Origin of the sequence: Segatella salivae F0493, assembly GCF_000477535.1 — a bacterium.
In the GTDB taxonomy this organism is placed as follows: Bacteria; Bacteroidota; Bacteroidia; order Bacteroidales; family Bacteroidaceae; genus Prevotella; species Prevotella salivae.
In genome coordinates, this window is the sequence record NZ_AWGW01000026.1 from 39,925 (window position 1) to 62,002 (window position 22,078).

Genomic DNA, 22,078 nt, shown 5'->3' on the forward strand with positions numbered 1-22,078 from the left:
TTGATGTGATTAAATTCTACGTTTGCGATTAGCTCTATTGCGGAGTTTCTTTTGAAATCGAAGTTCATCAACATCTACGCCTTTACTTGGTGTAGGCATAGAAAATACTTCACAAATTGCTTCGGATAGGTCGGTAATAAAATTGCTTTCATCTACAGGATGTGCCATCGGCTCTTTCGAGAGATGCTGTTGCGCCTGCTGAATGTTTCGCTCTATCTCTGCATTAAGGCGCGAGAAAGAACAGGAGCGGTCTATCTTTGAGCCACTAAAACTGCAACCGTCCTTCTCGAAGATGATACCTTGCACAACATCGGTATTGCCTTTCGTCTTGAAACGAGTGGTAATACCTTGCCTATTTAAGCCTGCGACAAAGCTTTTCCAATTCTTCGATTGGGGCGACACAGCTTTGATGGCATCGAATATCTCATAGTGCAACTTGTCTTCACCTCGCAGTCGGTGGCGATTTACCGCCTTTTTCCCTTCGCCAAGTGTCAAACCGTAGCGCTCGGTCAGTTCTCGGCAAATCTTTGTTGAGCGGTATTTCTCATTGCGGTCGCTGATTGTCTTGCCATCATTGCCAATGCGATTGATGCAAATGTGCAAGTGTGGATGCTGGCGGTCACTGTGCCTTACGATAAGGCTCTGCGTATTCCCGTAGCCCATTTTCTCTAAATACTCATTGGCAATCTTCACCATCACATCATCTGTCAGTCGCTCGGCATCGCTGGCAGAGAACGAGAGTATCGTATGGCAAACGGGCTTCTGTACGTTCGGGCGCATAGAGGCTTGCAGAGCGAACTCGTGAACGCATAGGTTTTGGTCGGTAAAACCTATGTTATTACTCGATAAAACCTTAGCTTTTCCTTTCTCTTTGCTAAGCATATAATTGATAACTCCTCTGAAGTCTGCGCCTTTGATAATCTTGGCTATCATGGTTTCAAGCGTTTGATGAGTTCATGAATGAGAACTTTGAGTGCATTCAAGTCTTCATTGAGTGCATAAATGCCAAAGGCATTGAGTCGATGGGCTATCTGATTGAGATTGTTTGCCATACCTGAAACTGTGCGGATGAGCTGCATCTCTTCGGGTTTGATGCGTGCCTTTACTTCTGCTTTTGTGATGAGCCGACGTAAAAACTCAGTACGCGACATAGAGGCTTCTCGTGCTTTGCCCAGCAAGGTGTAGTATTCCATCGTATTAAGCCGAAGAAGCACTTGGTATTTACGTTTCTCTGATAAAGCCTTGGTGGGTCGCCCACCTTTATTCTTCTGTTCCATATTTTTATTTTTTGATGAGACCAACGGGATTTTTACCTCCCAATGGTGGGAGCAAGTAGGTTTTGAGATACTCAAAACACAAACTTGCTTCCCAGATACACACTATCTTCTGATACCACGCTTCGTGGTCGGTGATAACGGCTGTTTGCATTTGAGTTGGGATTGAGTTACGAGCCATTCATTGATATCTTTGTGAGTTCGATAGCGAACAGAACCGTCTATGATATATGGGCAAAACTGCTTCAAAACTTCAAACGATTTTCGTCCTGCATCATCATTGTCTAGAAAACTCTCAACTTGCTTGTAGCTTTTTATCTTCTTTTGAATGCGTGGCAAAAGAGTCAAAGAATTAAGAACTATGGCATCGGAGGTTGAAGAAGGATGGAGCGTTTGCCATGAAAGAAAATCCATGAAGCCCTCAAAGATTTGTAGGCGATCGGTTCCTCTTTTAATCGTTGTAACAGCCTTCGGGGCGATGCATCCTTTGAAGTACATATTGCGGATTTCCCATCCCAAAGCATCGTTTGCAAATCCAATGGCATAGTATGTCCGTTTCATGTTTTGGAATAGAACTTCCGAGCAGTAGGAATTGGCTACGGTAAGGGGAATGGCACGCGTTGTGAGATAGCGAAGCAAATTAGGATTGGAAAGCGGTTGTGCTGAGAGGATTTCCAACTTGCGCTCAGAGAATTTTCTCTTACCGCCAAAAGAAAATTCTTGATGCGCTACTTGTTCAGCACCACTCAAAAGTCTGATGGCTTCGCTGATAGTGCAACGATGTAAAGCGCATACAAGGTCGATGATGTCGCCATGTTCGCCTGAGCCGAAGTCGTACCACTGGTTGCGCTCTGTATTGACTTTGAAGGATGGTGTGCGTTCATTGCGCAGCGGAGAGTAGTACCAATAGTGAATGCCTTGTACTCGTGCTGGCGCATAGCCCTGTTGTTGCAAATAATCGGTGATAGCGATTTGCTTGATATTTTGTATTTCCATTATAATTCTGTTTTAAGTTGAAATGAATTTGATCCAGTCTTTTTCTTTTGGAGGCTGGTTGATTTTTGTTTGGGCGGACGGTCGTACACTATAGGCACCCATTTGCGACCGACCAAACTTATTTTTATTTGGTCAGATTGGTTCAGGTATTTATAGCCTGTGTCCGACCGACCAAAGGTTTTAGGGTTAATTATCTCAGTTGAGCCGATATTTCCCTCGCTCTTCCTTTATCACCATGCCTTTGTTGAGCAGAAATTGCAAGAGTTCTTTGAGTTTGGTTTGCCCATAAGATTGCCCTACTACCTCAGTATAAGCCTTTTTGAGTGCTGCAATGATTTCTCCATAGGACAAGACTTCACTTGTAACAAAGGCTTGTTTCAAAGCGTTTCTATGTTCCGTGTCGCTTAGTTCGTGATAGGAGCTGCGAGGAGGCTTGCGCTCATTGTCCGTGTAGGTCGAATCGATTTCGGGAACGCACATCTCATCTTCAACCTCCTTGAGCCGAAAAGCGAATTTGTCAAAGGGTTTAGAACGGATGATGGCTGGAGCAACGATACTTCGGTCGGGCAGCGTGTTGTCCTTTGTGACTTGTAGGACAGTTTCTGCCTTGTTGTTAAGTTCGGTGCCAATATGTCCTCGCGCGTTGTCGTCTCCTTTGTTGAGGTGAAGCACGGTCTGAATATGGATATTCTGCTCGCTCGTCCATTGCATCAGGTCACCCACCAACTTGGTAGCCTCCGTTGAGTTATTGATGTCGAGCATCAAATCGCGAATGCCGTCAATGACTACCAAACCCACATTGGGCGTATTGTAGATGGCATAGCGAATGATTTCTCTGCGTTCATTAGGGTCAGCAATGGCTCTAAGATGACTGAACTTTAAATTCTGCAGTTCCTTGTCTATTGGCAGTTTTGCCAATCTCAAAATACGTTGCATCACAAGTTGGCAATGATAAGGACTTTGTTCCGTATCAAAGTAAAGAATTGTGCGTTTACTCTCAGGAAATGATGCTTGATATTCCAGCACCTTTCCATTGATAAGAGCTGCAGCTACGATTGCACTCACGTTGAAAGTCTTTTTGGCTTTTGCCTTACCTGTCGATACACTGAAGTTACCTAATGTGCCAATAATGGCTTCACCTGCTTGTAGTACAACTGGAGGAAGCGCAAACTCATCCGTTATATGAATGAGCGACTTTTGCCAAATGTTTTCATAATCAGTTGTATTCATTATCGTCCTCCTGTCTTTCGCCCTGCCAGTTCGAGAGCAAGGTCAGCATCAACAATAATCTTACGACCGATTTGTGTAATGGCACGATTGATTTTACCACTCTGCTTAATACGGTTAGCTGTAGGCAGGCTACACCCAAAGAGGCGTGCAATGCCAGCCAACCCGTACACATATCGCTTTTCTTCTTTGGAGGAAGAAGCCTTTGTTAATTCCCTGCTCGTGGATATATTACCATGTTGTGCAAGGAAAAGTAATTCTTCACCAGTCATCTGCCAAACAGGCTTGTCCCGTAATTCATTTATCGTCATAATTCAATTGTTTTGAAATGAATAACTCGCCCTTGCGCATAGGGCATTCAGTCAGGTCTGACGGTACAAAAGTAGAGGGCTTTTGATGTTATTCCAAGAGGCAGAGATATAGCGGGAAAGATCGGGAAATACAAATAAATCAAAGACTATCAAAAACGCTCAATATACATTCAAAAAGTAGACTATTTCGGGCTAACGCACATTACTTTTCAATCACCATTGATCGTTTAAGAGATTATTTTGGGGTTCCTCTCACTCGAAAAACTATTTTCAGTAGCATGAAAGTCCCATTTTTCTTCGTTTTATTCATTATAAGTTCATATATTTGTAACTAATATTGAGATATACAATCATCTAATGGGACAGAAGAAAGAACATAGCAACCTTATCAAGGAAGCATTGAAGAAGCGAGGTATTACTTAAACATGGCTCGCCAAAGAACTGGGCATGAGTTTTAGCATCACAAATGCCTATGTCGGCAATCGCAAGCAACCTAACCTCGCCATTATTTTCAAAGTAGCGGAATTACTCAGTGTGTCACCAAAAGAATTAGTGAAGTAACTTCAGAGCAGTGCAAGCATAAAAACTAACATGAATGAAGCAATAAAGGGAATAAAAAACTTCATATTTGTAGGACTGGTACTAGTGCTGTCCTTTGCTGCTTGTAATAAGGACAATGAGACAACTGAAGCAATTGCATTGACCCAAATGGTGCTTTTGGTGACATTGTGTAGAATGACTCCACAAAGGTTGGTGGTATAATGCATAACACTAAATGACTTCCTGAAACAATGATTTATTTCTAAAAAACAATAATATGTTAGACGGCATAAAAAACTATCTGTCAATAGAGAGTACTGGCGCTTTAATGGTATCGGGCGAATGGGGGTGTGGTAAAACTTATCATATAGAGAAAGTAGTAATACCTGCCTTGCAAGAGGAAGGATGGAACCCAGTGAAGGTATCATTATTCGGTATTGAGTCGGTTAATGAAATACCTCTTCGAATAGCAGATAATTACAAACGGCCAAAGAACGACGAAGGTGACAAAACAGAGAAGGAGAAATCGTGTTGGTTTAGTTTGGGAATGGAAAAGGCAGGCAAGGCCGTAGTTAAAGGAGCGCAACTTGTTTCTTCCATTTCATGGCTTGAAAGTTTTGTAGATGTGAAAACGCTGGTTGACAAAAACAGTGGCTTGCTCTATAAACTTATTCCCACAGAAAATACCGTTATCATTCTTGATGATGTAGAACGCGTGATAGATACAATTGATGTTCATACTCTCTTGGGAGTCATCAATGGCTTGGTTGAGCAGCGAGGCTATAAGGTGATAGTGATTGCCAACAACTCTTACATGCAGCAAAAGGGTGAGGCAAAACTTGTATTCAAAGAAAAGGTGATAGAGAAAACCTTGGTATATGAACCAGATGTGGTGTCTATCTTTAAGGAACTATGTGAGAAGGACTATTCTTCACCATTTACCAAGTTCATGACGGCTCAAAAGGCGGTGGAGGTAATTGATCCGAGTTATCCATCATATAAAGAAGATAAAAGTTTGCAGGTTGAACTGCATAACATCAGAATACTAAAATTCTCATTGGCTCATTTTAATAAGATTTATGAGGTCTGCAATGCTTTCCTGAAGGGTGAGAACAAAGATACTGCTGATAGCTTTCTTTTGTCTTTATGGGCTTGTACGGTAGGTGTTGCTATTGAATATAAAAAAGACCATTTAAGATATAAAGATAGGTTGCAGTTTGCTCAATATGTAGAACTTCCATCAATTGATTTTGGGTTTGATATCGGTGCCCAGAATGCGGAAAGATTGTTTGATGAAACAGAGGATGATGAGGCTGAAGAAAAGCAGAAGGAAGAAAAACAACGCAAATATATAAACCGTCGTGTTACATATATCTTTAAGGTGTTGGTGAAAGCTCATAACCTCCCTGTTATAGTGGCTCCACAGATGTTTGACTTTGTTACGGCGGGTGTTTTGTTGGATACGGATGGTCTGAAATCAGTGTGGGAAGGATATAAGAGTCAAGTGAAAAGAAATAGTATAAATCCCGCATATGCACTGTTGCAGAAGTTTATGCATTCTCAATGGGATATGAGTAATGAAGAAATGGCGGATGCTGTGATACAATTGGCGCAGTATGTGGAAGACGGGGAATTCTGTGATAATATGGCATACGTTAATTCTGCTACATATCTTCAGCATTTCTATTCGCTTACCTCTTTTTCTGAAGAGGATATCCGAAAGAAAATTCGCTGTGGCATAGACAAGATGTATGATAACATAGAAACTTTGAATCTTCTTGACAAGCAAAATCTAGATGTTGTTGAAACTGCAATCCCAAAGGAAAGCCGATGGGTAGTTGAGTATGAACGTGAGAAGATGAATGAAATAACGAAAGCCAATTTAGATGCAGATATTAAAGAGGTGCACCGCCAGTTTATCGAAGACCTACCCACTTTAGCCAATAGACTGACTATTCAGTATGGAGATACCAAGACACCGGATTTCCTAAGTTATCCAATATTAAAGCATATTCCGAAGAAGGATATTACCAAGAAGGTGAATAATATACAGCCCAAAGAAGTGATGGCTCTCTATCAAATACTGAACGGACGTTTCTTACAACAGGTTCCATATCCCGAAGTATATGATGCAGAATTGCCATTTGTGAGGAATTTGGAGCAAGCCTTAGCGCAGAAAAATGACAATAAAACGACCTATGCAGATATTCTGATTGAAGACCTTCTGAAGGATGTAATTAAGAAAATACAGAAGTAAGAAGCGATGGTAAAAATAGCTGATTTCAAGAAGTTTGTAGATGGTTTATTGAAGCCAGTGAACAATAAGGCTGGGAAAGTAGATGCCCGTATCAAGGCACTGCTTCCATCTGCCGGTGATGAAATAATTCTGTATAAGGATTTCCAGAGGCTGGGTAAAGGCTTGCTGAGAGAGCAACTACTGGATGGTGTGGATAACCAATGCTATATAGATATAGTGGAGATTATTCATAATTATCTTGGCTGGAATCAAAACGCCATAAAGGGTTTTAGTGCCCCTTGTTGGCAAGACGTGATAGCAGCCTGCAGTGAGGAAATGCCCTTGCCGCAAACAGATTGGTTGAAAGAATATGACAAAGAGCACAGACTGGCAGCAGCGGCAAAGCGGTTGAGAGAGTTTGGGCTCCAAATAAAGATTGAAGGATGCAGCTATGTGACAGAAAATGATGATATAGTTTTTGATGCCTTGATCAAATGGATTTGCGAGGCAGGTGGAAGAAGGTTTTTGAAGATGCTGTTAGCGCAGATGGAATATTTGGAACCTGAAGGAAGATTCTTGACCGATATGAACGGCAATACTCCTAATCCTAAGGATGTGATAATAGTAAAGCCATACAATTATCTTGTAAATTTGGCTTTGGCAAATATCAAAGCAGATGGAGGAAGTAATAGAGAGGCTACAAAGGCATTCGGAAAGGCTATACGACTGGCAACTGATTACTGTTTCCTTAAATACCCTGTTCAGAACTTCGGAAACTTATGGGGAGATTTATTCCACAGAGATAGAGACACGGTGGAGTTTTTTAGGGATTTGGTGTATAAGGAGAGTATTTTTGGATTGACGCAACATTCTGTTTGGTTTACTAAAATGTTCTGTGAGCGTGTACTTATGTATATGCGCGATACAGGAAGGGTATTGGAAAGCGGATACACATTTGATGAATATGAGCGATTGATGAACTATGTCCTTTCTGCTGCGGATACATTGAAATGTGTGGAACTAAAAAAAGACAAATTGAATAAACTGGGAATCAAGGCTATTGAACAATTGATAGATGATGTGTCAGCAAGTGATGACGTATTAAACAAAGGATTCAGAACGCCACTGGATGAAGAAAAAGAGAACGCCTTCAACAAACCACTGATTAAAGCAAATGGTAAGATATATGCCTTGCCTGTTACAATAGGTTCATGGGGGTGGTTTGAGGCTCTGATGACGGTTGTACGTAATCAAGAAAAAGAGGACAACCAGAAAGATATAGATAAGGAAGTCGGAAAGTTGATTGAGAATTATATCAAGGAGAAACTTGATGAAAAAGGCATAACGCATTGCAGTGGCACTTATCCTCCACCAGAAAAAGGAGAAGCAGATCTTGTGGTTGAGGCCACAAAAGGTATCATGCTTTTTGAGATGAAGAAGAAAAGTCTGACTAGAAAGGCCAAGTCTGGAAATGAGTTTAAAATTGTAGCAGATCTACTGGGAAGCCTTATAGATACACAGGCCCAATGTTTTAGGACTTCGCATCTTATGATTAAAGACGGGTATGTGGATTTGGATGATGGAAACGGAAATGTGACAAGGGTAGAGAAACAGGGTAGAACGGCTGAGTGCATCTCGACATGTCTAGGTGCTTTTGGTCCACTCCAAGACAGAATGCTTATCAAGAGCATTATGGATGAAATGTGTAATAATCCGTTGACTGCTGAGTATGAGGGCACTGATAAACAAACCATCAAGGATGTTAAGAAGTTCAACAAGGACATGCAGAAATGGATGCCTTTCTTAAACGAAGAGAGAACCAACGGTGATTCTAAAACGAATCCTTACTTCAATAGTTGGTTCTTAGATTTTGAACAATTAATGCTAATTGTGAAGGAATCAAATTCAAACGACGAACTGCAGGCTCGACTGATAGAGACAAAGTACGTAACCACGGGGTCATATAATTTCTATAGAGAGCGCAGAATGGTAAGGATGATGAATGGTAATAAAGGGTAATGTTATGGAGAAGATGGAATTACAGAAGCAGGTATTGTTGTCTTATAGTGTGGTCTATCCAGACCGACACGATAAGATAGAAGACTTGTTGGCTAATGTTCCATCAAACACTGCCATAGAACTTATTTCATATAATCTCTCAAAGAAGGTGAATCAGTTTATTGGTGAGCATGATTTCGACATTTGGACACCATGGATAATGAAAACGCGAAATGATGTAAAGAATCCTGTTGGTCAGTATGCTCAACAATATAACCTTGGGAACTATGCCCTTATAGATAAATATGCTATGCTTCTGCTTATTAGCAGACTTTTGACTTGTTATAATGGGAGAAATGAAGAATTGACAGAGGATGACTTGTCGAACCTGTTCTTGGCATATATGCTCTGTTGCGATGAGCGTCTAGCAATGAATGAGAAGCTGCCTAACAACAATATGAAGGCAGAAGAGTTTGTAGAGTCTTATATGCCAGATTGCTTGAAGAGTAATAATATTGAAGCACCAAGAGATTATAGGCTGTTGATGATAAAGTGCTATATGCTCTTGATAGAATTCCCAAAGTTTAACACTCGGTTTGCAAAATATGTTGATGAATTCTGCAAGGAAAGGGATATACCCAGTGCTAAGTATTATTTAGATGAGATCTTCCTGACTTTTATGAAAATGGGAGAAGAGGATTTCTCCAATTGCAGAATGGCTATTGATGAGAATCAGAAGGATGCTTGCCGTTTCTATGATTCGTTGACATTAAATCCATCGCATTATCAACATGATATGGATTTTCTGATGATGAAGGAAAAGCCTCTGATTAAGACGGGGCCCAATATCTACAACTTTATGTTTATGAAGATGTTTCTGGATAAAGCGTATACTGGACTTCTTTTTGATATGAAGGATGCCTTAGTTAAGAGGGGAGTGTTGGATCCTACAATGGGTTATGCTAATCTTCGGTCGTTTTTAGGTGAGGAGTTCTCGGAACGGTTCTTCTTTTATTCCTTGATGAAAAAATGCTTTGGTTTGAATTATGTGAATTACAGTGGAGAAGAGCTGGAAAAGGCTCTGGGGAAGGGAATGCCAGACTATTATCTGAGACGTCAAAATAGGATATTCGTATTTGAATGTAAGGATGTTCAGATGGCTGCGAAAAAGAAATTAAGCGGTGATTATGAGACGATAAAAAAAGCAATTTTTGAGAAGTATGTCACAAATTCCAAGGGACGTGCGAAAGGGATTGGGCAGTTGGCAAATGTAATTATTGAAAAGATACCAAGTATATTGAGCGAAGTTGATAAGTCGGCTCCCAATAGTGTGATATTTGTCTACCCCGTAATAGTATACTTCGATGATTGTTTTGATGTGGAAGGCCCGAACCATTTGCTAAATAAAGAGTTTCAACGAATCATTAGTGAAAAGAGAGTTACAGCAGATTACGAAGTGAAGGATGTAGTGATGGTGAATATTGAGCAGTTGATGAGACTAGAAAATTTCTTTGCTGACGAGAACTTGGATTTGGCTTATCTAATAAATAGCTATATTGAGTATAAGGAGGAGTTTGAGTTAAATCAAGTGTTTCCTTTCAATAAATACATATTTCATGAAGCAAGAAAGATTGGATATGAGTTGAAAAAGACGCGTTGGTTTGATGAAGTCTTTGAGCATTTGGAGATAATGGATCGGAAAGGGCTGTGATGAGTGAGGCTCGCTCAGAGAAGGAATATAGCCAAATAGAAAACTCCCTATCTCATATTTTCGGGTGTAATAAAGGGTGTAAATCGCGTAACTTATTGATTTACACCCCTGTTTGCGGAGAGAGAGGGATTCGAACCCCCGGTGCCTCTCAGCACGACGGTTTTCAAGACCGTTGTAATCGACCACTCTACCATCTCTCCAATGGTTAGTAACCAAATGCTTTATTGTAAAAGCGATGCAAAGATAATAACTATTTTTGAGATAACCAAATGTTTTGCAAACTTTTTTGAAATTTGTTTAATTTGTTTTCTAAAGAATAAAATTCTACGCTTCATAATTATGTCCGATGAGATACTTATGGTATCCTTATAATCTGTCTAATTCTTCAATACTTTTCTCCACTTTATTGAGTTTCTGTTTACCAAAGCTATAGCTAAGGCGTAGGATGATTTTACGACTTTCTCCATATCCCCATGACGAGAGATTTAGGGCATCTTTCACTCCATAACTATCCCAACGCTCTGTATGTAAGACATCGGTCATCAGCATTGAAAGTCGGATGCGACCATCAGACCAACTTTTGTTAAGGCCTAAATCAATACTTCCTGTGGATTTACTTACTTCATAACTCCCTCCTTGTCGCTTTGAATAGTATCGTCCGGAGAGTTCAAAGTTTATACCCCAAGGCAGGAGAATGTTACTATTTGCAGAGAAAGAACATGATGGACGCTTATATTCTTGTTTATAATTCTCATAATTCAACTTATTTACAAAGTAGTAAAATCCTATATTCGTACTAAAATTCCACCAAGAAGTAAGACGTTTAGAGAAAGTTGCTTCCAGTCCAATTTGTTGTTGTGTTCCAATGTTTTTCGTTGTCATTATAGTCTTGTTGCTTTCAAAAGCGTCCGTAAGTGAAGTGAAATAGTCATTGAGTTTGTTGTAATATAAGTTGAAGGACAAACTTTTCCGCGTGTAGTTCAACGTTATTTTGTTACTAATCTGTGGCTTGAGGAAAGGATTTCCTTTCCAATATGAGAGTTCATCAAGCAAATATTCAAAGGGATTAAGATCTTCATATCGTGGCTTATCCTGCCTTCTACTATATAAAAGGGCCAATTTATTCTTGTCATTAATAGTATAAGATACAGCCATGTTGGGGAATAAACGAAATTCTGTTCTGTTGTTTTCTTCTATTTTATGATTGCTATAAGCGCTTAATTTATTAAAGGTATACATATATTCTATACGCAAACCAGCACTAAATTCCAATTTATTCCAAGTATGAGTATATTGCGTGTAGCCTTCAATATTATGTTCGTTGTACTCAAATTTATTTGAGCGCTGTAGGTCTATCGTTCCATTTTTCTTGAAAAGAAAGGTGTTGTTACTTTTGATAAGCGAAGTCTTAACACCCACAAGCCACTCACTCTGCGCATTAGGATTACACTTATAATCAGCTAACAAAGCATAAATGTCAATGTCTTTATCTGGTTGAGAATAAAACAAATCTGAACGAATAAGCGTATTTGTTGGTGAAAAATATGTGTTAGGCTGTTCGCATTGGGCTTTACTGTCAAAGTGGGTCCAGTCTGCCGAAAGTGCTAACTGCCTTTTTTCTGAGGGTTGGTATAGATAGTTCGCACTATTACTATATCGAATTGTTTTCTGTTTTAGATAATCGTTGCGAGCTTTTAAGATACAATCCAATACTGAAGTCCCTTGATAAACTTCTGTTGTTGTCTCTGTTAAGCCAGGGCCAATAAGCAGGTTCATCGTACTATTTAATGATAATTTGTTCTTCAGATTGGGCTGCCAAGTAAAGTCAAAGCCTGCTGAATATGTATTTCTTTTATCAGTATCCTTTGTTTCTGACAAACTTTTATCTCCATTTTGAATCTTCTCATAGCCATAATCCATGGCATGATGCCCTATACTATGATTGTAGTTTAGTCCTAATTGCCATTTGTTTGTGTTATAAGATAATGTGATATCAGAGTTTTGTTTTATGTTTTCCCAATAGGCAATGCTATGTGAAGTAGTTAGGAAAATGCCTGATTTCTCTGTAGTTTTCAGAATGATATTGATAATGCCTCCAGCCCCTTCTGTTCCATAATACGCATTTGGATTGGGAGAGATTTCTATCTTAGAGATTCTTGATGAGGGTAGGGTACGCAAGTAAGCTGACAGCTCTTCACCTTGCAACATAAGTTTCTTTCCATTGACATATATGGCAGTTCCTCCGAGTGATGACAGGGAAATGTCGCCCTTATTATTTACAGAAATACCTGGAGAATGCTTCAAAACATCCAGTGCATCTCCTATATCTGTGAGGTAGGTTTGTGCCACATTAATCTGTGTTTTCCCATTAGACGAACTTATCATTGGTTGAGATTTACGTGCTGTTATGACAACATTTTTCAAGATAATATCGTCTGGTTCTAATTGCAAATCGGGAATATCCATATCTTCATGAATAGTAATTTTCCTTTTTATCTCTTTGTAACCGAGCATCCTTACACATAGAAGGAACGTGCCTTTCCGTGGTTGTAATGAGAACATTCCTTTGCTGTCGGTGAGTGTTGTTGCTGAAAGAATGCTGTCTGGTTGGGTAAAAAGCATGACAATTGCAGCTTCGGCTCCTTGGTTATGCTCGTCTACAACTCTTCCATTTACTATGTTTTGTGCACTCACAGATAAAGCATAGCCCACCATTAAACATAGCAATAGTAGGGATTTCTGTGCTTTGTTCCATCTCTTAGGCTTCATCATATTGTTTATGTGAATCTATGTATATTATGGTTGGCTTGCTTTTATAATGTGTTTATGTCTTTCTTACATCGTGTTCTGCTTAATCTCGAAGCGCATGTATCGTTTTTCTCACCCGATTTATTGTTGTTTCAAAAATCGTATCCTCATCAAAGTCCGCATTACCCATAAATACAGAGGGATTAGAATACTTCATTTGACTTTTCTTAGGCTCACGAGCTGAAAAGTGAAAAGCATGGACACCAGTCTCCGTCTGAATCTTTTTAATATTGTTTTCATTTACACCACAGCCAGCCATAATGATGATTCGGTCTCCCACAACATTGTTTAATTGATGGAGTAGGGGAATACCCATCTCTGCAGTAGCCTGTTGTCCCGAGGTTAACACCCTGTTAAAACCTAATGAAATCACTGATTCTATGTTTTTAAGTGGCTCTTTACAGCGATCAAATGCCCGATGAAATGTTGTGCTCATACCTGTTGCATGTTCTAATAAGAACCTATTGGCGCCGTTATCTACATCACCTTCTGCTGTTAAACAGCCAAATACAACTCCATCTACACCTATTTTACGACATAAATCAATATCCATGGCCATGCGTTCCAACTCTCTTTGGGTATAAAGAAAGTCCCCTCCACGATTACGAATAATGACATGTAACTTCGTTTCTCTAAGTAAATCCCTCGCCATTTGAATCTCTCCACACGAAGGAGTGGTTCCTCCTTCAGGGATTCCCATGCAAAGTTCAACGCGATCTGCGGCAGCTTGTTGAGCAGCAATACAGCTTTCAACGCTGTTGGCACAGATCTCAAATTCAAATTTGTTTGTTTCAGTCATGTTTAATGCTTACAATTTACTGCTTGTTTTCACCAATTGTTCGCCTAATCCGATGGTATATCCTTGCGAAATGAATACCACTCGATTGAAGGTATCAGCGATAATGAATAATGGTAATTGGTTTTTATTCTGCAGTTTCATTTCTCTTACAATCTCCTTTTGAATGGCTCCATCTTTATCAATGCCGAAGATTGTTTTCTGAGGTAGGCTTCCAAATTCAGCCTTTTGCGTTTCAAATTTTTCTTTTTCGGCTTCATTTGTGAATAACAATACCATTGGTCGTCCCCATTTTTCTATTTTTTCTTTCATCTTTACGATGTCATGTAGTGCGTGGTTGGTAGGTTCTTGTCCTACGCCAAGAATGCCTAAAACATAATATCCTCGTCCGGTTTGGCTGAGAATTGAAACCTCTTTTCCATCTTTTTCAAACAAATCTTCACTGTTGAAGTTACCAATCACCTTCACACCCTCGGTTTCTTGGCGAATAATAAGGTCTAAAACAGTTGTCTTTCCAGGATTGATGGTGAAGAAACATTTATGTGCCATCACACTACCATCAGCCATTCTCTGTCCCGAAACCAACATATAGGTTCCTTCATCCAATGTAGCGCCTTTCTTAAAGATGTTTGCCCATGTGGTGCCTCCACCCATATCAACCTGTCCTTCGTCAAAGTTCATGAGCCAAGTACGCCCATTTACAATCTTGCTTATCGTGAAATGGGTGTAGTATTTTGGGTCATCTAAATATTCTGTTGGCTTATATTTTAAGACAAGTGTGCCTGTCTTTGCCACTTGTTCTGTAGCCGAATCGAAGTCAACATCTACCCAATTGCCACCTTTTTTATATTGTAGTTTCCAGGTAACAGGGTCTATTCTTGCTTCAATTCCAAGGCTTCTTGCTACGTCAACAAAGAAGATATCACGGCTACGAGCATCTGTAACGCGGCTTTCCCACACACTGATCGGGGTTTGAGGAATCCTCATTGCATGAATGTCTGGATTCATTTTTATATTCTCTTTAATCCAAGTCACGAGCAAAGAAGGATTTTTCCGGAATGCTTCTGCCTCTTTATCAAACACTTTTGCAAAGTAGTTCTTGAAAGGTTTCAATATTAACTCGCTTTCAACGCGAGGCGAAAGTTGGTCACTTGGAGCACTCATGTTATCGTCTAATATGTACATTGGCATGTCGCGGAGATCCTTGTCACTGAGTGTACTCAATAGTTCTATGGCACGTTTGCGGTCAATAGTGTGTTTCTCCACAAACGCTTTAATTGTTCTCCAGTTGCCACGTGCCTTGATAATATAGGGTGTTGCCTCTGGAATAGCATAGTCTTTCATGCTCTCCTGCGTAGGAAAGGTGGCGATATAATTATTGCGAATGGCGTCTTCTTCAGTCAAACGCTTATTGTTTTGTGCCCGTTCTGCTTCTGAAACTTCAGGTATTTGCACATTTTCTTTGGGGGGAACAATGTCTAAATTGCTATCTTTTCCTGGATGTTTCTCGTCATAAGAAAGCTTGATAGTGATGTTTTTATCTTTTCCAAAAGAGGCTTTCGCATAGCCATACTGCCCATTTTTAGATGCCCATACAAACATATCGCCTTTTCCGGCAGAAAGAAACGTCTGTCCATTCTTATTCGTATATTTAGAAGCGGCAGTGTAAAACTCTGCATAATTGTAGATTTTGAAGTCTACTCTTGCATCAGAAACGGGCTTGCCTTGTTTGTCAACAACCTTAAAATCAATTCTTCCTGTACAGCCATAATTATCAATGAGATTGATTTCTGTAAAGTTGTTAGTGCGCAACATCACTTCTTCCGGACCTCTATAATCACCAAATGCACGTGTGTGCATCAGCATTGCACGTGATGCAGGAGCATTAAACCAAGCTAAATTTAACACAGGTTCGGGCTCACATGCACCGAGAAAATACCACTTTCCGTCAGCCCACGCCTCGACCCAAGCATGATTATCGTCGGTGTGTGCCCAGCGGGGAGTGTACACTTGGCGTGCAGGTATACCAATAGCACGTAGTGCACTCACGGTGAATGTACTCTCTTCACCACATCGTCCGCGTCCAGTCAGGATAGATTGGAGCGGAGAAGAGGTTCGTGCATCAGAGGGTTCATAGGTTACTTTCTCGTGACACCAGTGGTTAACTTCCAAGATTGCGTCTTTCATCGACTTTCCTTTCACGCGCTCTTTTAATTCATTATAGAAGATAGCGCGTGAGCTATCTAAGGGTTCATTGTTTACACGCATCGGCAAAACAAAGTGCCTGAACAACAACTCTGGAATCTGTTTACCCCATGCAGTCTCTTTTTGTGTGCGGAAAGCAGCCTGTACATTCTTGAGATGATAAGCCTTGGGATAGTCTGTTGCGTCTGCAATGGGCATGTAAGCATATAGGAACTTCAACGCTTCTTCCTCTTCTGGAGTGGCTTTCTGACCTTTATCTTCCCAATATTTCCAGCCAATGAGGTCCATCTTTTGTTTCCATGCGGCCTCTACTTTTTGTCTGAAAGCGGCATCTTTAATGAAGTGTTGTGCATGCACGGATAGTGAAATGGCAAGCAACAAAAGCGTAAACAGTTTCTTTTTCATAGTTAGGTGTTTAATAATAGGTGTGCTGTTAGGTGTAAAAGCGCCTCACAGTTTAAGTTAATTTCTTTTGCAATATTCGTGAAAAATATCGAAATGTGCAAATCTTTTCAATGAATTTCTTGGCTCAAAGCTAACTTTTAATCCTTAGAATAGCGGAAACATGTGTGCTCATGGTCGTTGATTATGCCAATGGCTTGTAGGAAACTATAAATGATTATCGTTCCAACATATTTGAAACCACGCTTTTTTAAGTCTTTCGCAACATGGTCACTGAGTGTGTTTCTCACGCAGGGATGTTGCTGATGTGAAGCATATTGTTTTGATTTTCCTTTCGTAAAGCTCCATATATAGGCATCAAATGTGCCGTATTCTTTGCGTACTTGGCAGAATGCACGAGCGTTTTCAATCATAGCTTTCACCTTTCGTTCGCTGTGAATCATACCCTCTGTTGACAAAATCTGATTAATATCATCGGTCGAAAACGTGGCAACAATCTTGTAATCGAAGTTTGCAAAACAGGTGCGGAAAATCTCTTTTTTCTTCAACATCAGTAACCATGACAAACCACACGACATGGATTCCATTAGCAAATACATGAAAAGAAGGCAATCATCGTGTACAGGTACGCCCCATTCTTCGTCATGATAGTGTTGTAAGAGGGGGTGACTGTTGGCCCAAGCGCAGCGTGTGAGGTCGTGGTTTGTTGGTTGTTGTTTCATGAATGTTGGTGTTTGAGATGATTTTGTTTTCAATTTTTCTTTATAATAGTATGGTTCTGGGTAGCAAAGTTACGAAATATGAGGAATAAAATCAAGTGCTTGTACACTAAAAAATGATAGAATTATTGTTGGCTTATCATGTGAACTTTGTGCGACTATCAATCTTTTTCTTCTGTCTTTTGGGCACTACGCTTTTGAGATAAAGATTTGTAAATCTTCTCGTTCCTATTGAATTGCACTTTAATATCAATCATTTTGCGCGATGTTTTCATTCATATTATGCTGCAAAATGATTGATTTTGTTTGGTGAAAATAACGCTTTGAAATCGCGATATTCAGCTTGCTGATTGATAGCCTCTAAAATAAGAGAGAATCATTGAAATGCGTAAGGCCGATGGTCTGGCATGATGACGCTCACACCCTGTGTTTATTCACATCGTGTGATGCGTTGCTTGTATTTATTGTTGATGACAAATGGCACTCGCTCTACGGTGACATTACTCGTGTCTAAGCCTAAGGCTTGCTCGTCGTCGATACCGATGTGGCGGATGAAGCCAAAGAGATGTAGCATGAAATTGTCTGAAGCGCTCACGACAGTTGATGCATAATAGATGCGATGTAGAACGATAAAGCGGAAATCTCCGGCTATATTGTGCTTGCGAAGTGAGGGATAGCAGCTTCGAATATCAAAGCGATGTTGCGCAATAAGGTCTTCAACAATCTGACGAAGATATAGCGTCATCAATGGGTTTACACGATAACCTACGCGTATGTTGATGGCATATAGTGTTTGTTCTATCAGCTCGTGACACGTATAATTCAGTGTATCGGGCGCATCATCATTGCTGAAATGCACTAAGAAATAATGGTCGGCGCGCTTAGGTTGCTTGTTGATGATAGAATAAATGAGCTTGTCTTCTACCATATCATCGCTGTCAGACTGCCGTATATAGACAAGATTTGTGGCATATTTAGGTATGGTTTCGTCTGCCTTTAGGTCGCGAATGATGTCATAATAGTCTGAAAGTCTCTTGAATTTCAAGTATTTCCGTCGAATGTTCCATGCGCGATACCAGATATACATCGTGCTACCTGCGATGAGAGCCAACATGATTGTGAACCAACCTCCATGTGCAAACTTTGTGAGATTAGCAAGGAAGAAGAAGCCTTCTATAAGGAGATAGACCAGCAAGAAGGCAATAACGAGCCAATGCGGTGTGAAGCGTTGTTTCAAATATACAGCCAACATAACCGTTGTTGTGAGCATGGTTATGGTGATGGATAGCCCGTAAGCCGCTTCCATGTGGGCTGAAGTTTGGAAGAGAAGTACGGTGATGATGCACAGAATATAAAGCAGATTATTAATTCGTGGGATATAGATTTGCCCCTTATCTATTGAAGGATACTTGAACTTCATCGTCGGCCAGAAGTTTAAATGGACTGCTTCGCTGAAGATAGTAAAGCATCCACTGATGAGCGCTTGACTGGCAATGATAGCTGCTCCGGTAGCCATGATGATACCAGGGATGAGTAACCAGTTGGGCATGATGGCGTAAAAAGGATTGATTCCCATGTGCATGGATGCAGAATGACTAACAATATATGCGCCTTGTCCCATGTAGTTGAGGATGAGTATGACTTTAACGAAGATCCAACTTATCGTGATATTGCGTCGTCCGCAGTGCCCAAGATCAGAGTAAAGTGCCTCGGCTCCTGTTGTACAAAGGAACACCGCACCGAGAATTAAGAACCATTCGGGGCTTGAAGCCAGTAGTTTTATGGCATAATATGGGTTGAATGCTTTGATGATATAGGGGTAATCCACAACGTGAATCATACCCAATATTCCCAAAAGTAAGAACCAAACCAACATGAATGGCCCAAAATAGGTGCCAATAGAGCCCGTTCCAAAGCGTTGAATAAAGAATACTGTTGAGATGATAAACAGCACAATAGGCACAATAGGAATATCCGTTGATAGCCCATGTAGTCCTTCTATTGCTGAGGTTACAGTGATTGCAGGCGTAATAACCCCATCAGCAATCAACGTACTTGCCCCAAGTATGGCCACAATAAATAGCCAATGGTAGCCTCGTTTGCGGATTAAGGTGAAGAGCGCAAGTACACCTCCCTCACCTTTATTATCGGCTCTGAGGGCTACAATCACGTATTTCAACGTCGTTTGAAGTGTTAACGTCCAGATAATACACGACACTGCACCCAAGATATAGTTAGCATCGAAGTGAGGATTAGCCCGCAATATGGTGCGCATGACATAGAGTGGGGACGTTCCAATGTCACCAAATACAATTCCGATTGCAATGAGCAGCCCCATAGCGGTAAGCTTTTTGTGCGTAGATAATCCTGAATTCATCTTTAAATATTTTATTAATTGAGTGCAAAATTAATAGAATATATAAAATAATATCCTCTTGAAAGTTTAAAAAAGGCTAATAAGATGCATTGTGTTCTCATTGAAAACATGAATAAAACTGACATAAATGGAGTGGTGGATAGGGCAATATGTGCCAGCCTGTCAGTTGGCACGGTGTTTGTATTTGTCGTGAACAGAAAATTAAAACATTATATATTATGCAGAAAGGAAATATCGGGGTTACCACAGAAAACATCTTCCCCGTCATCAAAAAGTTTCTTTATTCAGACCATGAGATCTTCTTACGCGAGATGGTTAGTAATGGTGTAGATGCTATTCAGAAGTTAAAGACCCTTGCAGATAAAGGCGAGTTTAAAGGCGAACTCGGTGATTTGAAGGTGAATGTCAAGCTTGATGAAGAGGCAAAGACTATCACTATCAGCGATAATGGTATTGGTATGACCGAAGAAGAGATTGAGAAATACATCAATCAAATAGCCTTTTCAGGAGTTAGTGACTTCTTAGATAAATATAAAGATAATGCTAACGCCATTATTGGTCATTTCGGATTAGGTTTCTATTCGAGCTTCATGGTGAGCGATCGTGTTGACATAATAACGCGTTCTTACAAGGAAGGAAGTAAAGGATTCAAGTGGACTTGTGATGGAACTCCAGCCTATGAGATAACTGAAGTAGACAAAGAGAGCCGCGGAAGTGATATTGTTCTTCACATCAGTGATGACTGCAAAGAGTTCTTGAACAAGCAGAAGATTGAGGAACTGCTTAATAAGTATTGCAAGTTTATGGCCGTTCCAATCGTCTTTGGCAAGAAACAAGAGTGGAAAGATGGCAAGATGGTCGACACAGATAAAGACAATGTTATCAATGATATCGAACCACTTTGGACGAAAGCTCCGTCAACATTGAAAGACGAAGACTATAAAAAGTTCTATCAAGAGCTTTATCCTATGCAGGATGAACCTTTATTTTGGATTCATTTGAATGTGGATTATCCGTTTAATCTCACGGGTATTCTCTACTTCCCACGTATCAAAAATAACATTGATTTGCAACGAAATAAGATTCAACTCTATTGCAATCAGGTGTTCGTTACAGACCATGTAGAGGGCATTGTGCCTGAATTCTTGACGTTGTTATATGGAGTTATTGATTCACCGGATATCCCATTGAACGTTAGTCGCAGCTATTTGCAGAGCGATGCAAACGTGAAAAAGATCTCTACTTACATAACAAAGAAGGTGGCAGATCGCTTGCAAAGTATCTTCAAAGAAGACAGAAAGGCTTATGAAGAGAAGTGGGACAACTTGAAACTCTTTATCAACTATGGTATGCTTTCACAGGAAGACTTCTATGATCGCGCAAAGGATTTCGCGTTGTTCAAGGATGTTGATGGGAAACATTTCACGTTTGAAGAATACAAAACGCTTATCAAGGATGAGCAAACTGACAAGGATGGTTATTTGGTTTATCTCTATGCAAACAATGTTGAGGAGCAATACACCTACATAGAGGCTGCAAAGAATAAAGGCTATAACGTGTTGTTGCTTGATGGACAGCTTGATACTCCATTGGTAAGCATGCTTGAACAGAAGTTTGAAAAGTCTCGTTTCACACGCGTAGATGCCGATATTGTTGACAGACTTATAGTGAAATCAGACCAGAAACAGACTGACATCTCATCGGAAGATAGCGATAATTTGAGTCAGGTTTTCCGTTCACAAATGCCAAAACTCGATAAAGTTGAGTTCAATGTTGAAGTTCAATCATTAGGTGAAAACAATCAACCTGTTGTCATTACTCAAAATGAATATATGCGCCGTATGAAGCAAATGAGTCAGTTTCAGCCTGGAATGAGCTTCTATCAACAGATGCCTGATAGCTTCACTTTAGTGTTAAATAGTGATCATGTGCTTGTAAAACAGGTGCTTAATGACTGCAATAATAACACAGCAGAGGCTTTGAAACCTATATTAAGTGAGCTGAAAGGCCAGCAAGCACGCCTTGCAGCACTTCGTCAGAGCCAGGATAAGAAGAAGCCAGAAGAGTTGACTCAGGAAGAGAAAGACGACCTGCAGAATACCGAAAAGGCTGTTGATGAGCAGAAGAATAAGCAAACTGAGGTGATTGAGGCTTATGCAAAAGGCAATAATGTCGTTCATCAGCTTATAGACCTTGCCCTCCTTCAAAACGGAATGCTTAAGGGAAAGGCGCTCGACGAGTTCCTAAAACGCTCGGTAGACATGATTAAATAAGATGGAAAAGCAGTCATTTCGTGTGGTAATTCCATAGGAAACAGACGATAAAATCAGTCAAAGCTCATTGCAGAATGAATCATTTCATTTTGCAATGGGCTTTTTCTTTGCTCATGCTTCCCATTTCTCCTTGCGCTCTTATTATTGCATATTATCTGTATATCGCTATCAATAATGGTATGAAAACAATTAATAAACGTTAATT

Annotated in this window: 14 protein-coding genes, 1 tRNA gene and 1 pseudogene; 5 read left to right on the top strand and 11 right to left on the bottom strand. The window is 40.2% G+C overall.

What is annotated here, in order from left to right; translation table 11 throughout:
• Window positions 1-9: 9 nt before the first annotated feature.
• The 5 genes from HMPREF9145_RS09070 to HMPREF9145_RS09090 form a co-directional block, all read right to left on the bottom strand.
• Window positions 10-933, bottom strand: coding sequence for a relaxase/mobilization nuclease domain-containing protein (locus HMPREF9145_RS09070; RefSeq protein WP_021826061.1), 924 nt, complete (start codon window positions 931-933; stop codon window positions 10-12).
• On the bottom strand, window positions 930-1,277 hold the full coding sequence (locus HMPREF9145_RS09075; protein ID WP_021826053.1) for a plasmid mobilization protein: 348 nt from the start codon (window positions 1,275-1,277) through the stop codon (window positions 930-932). Before HMPREF9145_RS09075 ends, HMPREF9145_RS09070 begins: the two co-directional genes overlap by 4 nt.
• Before the next feature lie 102 nt (window positions 1,278-1,379).
• Window positions 1,380-2,270, bottom strand: a complete 891-nt coding sequence (locus tag HMPREF9145_RS09080) for a CHC2 zinc finger domain-containing protein (RefSeq protein WP_021826024.1) — start codon at window positions 2,268-2,270, stop codon at window positions 1,380-1,382.
• 195 nt (window positions 2,271-2,465) lie between these two features.
• Window positions 2,466-3,503 carry an AAA family ATPase gene (locus HMPREF9145_RS09085; RefSeq protein WP_196809766.1) on the bottom strand — a complete coding sequence of 346 codons (1,038 nt, stop codon included), beginning with the start codon at window positions 3,501-3,503 and terminating at the stop codon, window positions 2,466-2,468.
• Window positions 3,500-3,808 carry a DUF3853 family protein gene (locus HMPREF9145_RS09090; protein ID WP_021826083.1) on the bottom strand — a complete coding sequence of 103 codons (309 nt, stop codon included), beginning with the start codon at window positions 3,806-3,808 and terminating at the stop codon, window positions 3,500-3,502. The genes HMPREF9145_RS09085 and HMPREF9145_RS09090 overlap by 4 nt, the downstream gene beginning before the upstream one ends.
• Window positions 3,809-4,165: 357 nt before the next feature.
• Between HMPREF9145_RS09090 and HMPREF9145_RS09095 the strand changes: the two are divergent.
• The 4 genes and pseudogenes from HMPREF9145_RS09095 (at window position 4,166) to HMPREF9145_RS09115 (ending at window position 10,293) form a co-directional block, all read left to right on the top strand.
• Window positions 4,166-4,369 (top strand): annotated as a pseudogene (locus tag HMPREF9145_RS09095) (helix-turn-helix domain-containing protein).
• 256 nt (window positions 4,370-4,625) lie between these two features.
• Complete coding sequence (locus HMPREF9145_RS09105) at window positions 4,626-6,605, top strand: P-loop NTPase fold protein (protein ID WP_021826111.1); 1,980 nt, start codon at window positions 4,626-4,628, stop codon at window positions 6,603-6,605.
• A 6-nt stretch (window positions 6,606-6,611) separates the two neighbouring features.
• Window positions 6,612-8,603: a hypothetical protein gene (locus HMPREF9145_RS09110; protein WP_021826127.1), complete on the top strand. Its 1,992-nt coding sequence runs from the start codon at window positions 6,612-6,614 to the stop codon at window positions 8,601-8,603.
• Between the two features lie 4 nt (window positions 8,604-8,607).
• Window positions 8,608-10,293 carry a hypothetical protein gene (locus HMPREF9145_RS09115; RefSeq protein ID WP_021826030.1) on the top strand — a complete coding sequence of 562 codons (1,686 nt, stop codon included), beginning with the start codon at window positions 8,608-8,610 and terminating at the stop codon, window positions 10,291-10,293.
• Window positions 10,294-10,408: 115 nt separating this feature from the next.
• Here the strand turns inward: HMPREF9145_RS09115 and HMPREF9145_RS09120 are convergent.
• The 6 genes from HMPREF9145_RS09120 to HMPREF9145_RS09145 form a co-directional block, all read right to left on the bottom strand.
• A tRNA-Ser gene (locus tag HMPREF9145_RS09120) sits at window positions 10,409-10,493 on the bottom strand.
• A gap of 166 nt (window positions 10,494-10,659) precedes the next feature.
• Window positions 10,660-13,065 carry an outer membrane beta-barrel family protein gene (locus HMPREF9145_RS09125; RefSeq protein ID WP_036907226.1) on the bottom strand — a complete coding sequence of 802 codons (2,406 nt, stop codon included), beginning with the start codon at window positions 13,063-13,065 and terminating at the stop codon, window positions 10,660-10,662.
• Window positions 13,066-13,144: 79 nt separating this feature from the next.
• A complete protein-coding gene (locus HMPREF9145_RS09130; protein WP_021826104.1) occupies window positions 13,145-13,900 on the bottom strand; it encodes a copper homeostasis protein CutC in 756 nt (251 codons plus the stop codon).
• Window positions 13,901-13,909: 9 nt separating this feature from the next.
• Window positions 13,910-16,507 (bottom strand): transglutaminase-like domain-containing protein, encoded by a 2,598-nt coding sequence (locus HMPREF9145_RS09135; protein WP_021826106.1) that lies wholly within the window; start codon window positions 16,505-16,507, stop codon window positions 13,910-13,912.
• 137 nt (window positions 16,508-16,644) lie between these two features.
• Window positions 16,645-17,226: a DNA-3-methyladenine glycosylase I gene (locus tag HMPREF9145_RS09140; RefSeq protein WP_021826129.1), complete on the bottom strand. Its 582-nt coding sequence runs from the start codon at window positions 17,224-17,226 to the stop codon at window positions 16,645-16,647.
• A gap of 427 nt (window positions 17,227-17,653) precedes the next feature.
• Window positions 17,654-19,600: a KUP/HAK/KT family potassium transporter gene (locus HMPREF9145_RS09145; protein WP_021826110.1), complete on the bottom strand. Its 1,947-nt coding sequence runs from the start codon at window positions 19,598-19,600 to the stop codon at window positions 17,654-17,656.
• Window positions 19,601-19,818: 218 nt separating this feature from the next.
• Between HMPREF9145_RS09145 and htpG the strand changes: the two genes are divergently transcribed.
• On the top strand, window positions 19,819-21,873 hold the full coding sequence (gene htpG, locus HMPREF9145_RS09150; protein ID WP_021826093.1) for a molecular chaperone HtpG: 2,055 nt from the start codon (window positions 19,819-19,821) through the stop codon (window positions 21,871-21,873).
• Window positions 21,874-22,078: the final 205 nt, after the last annotated feature.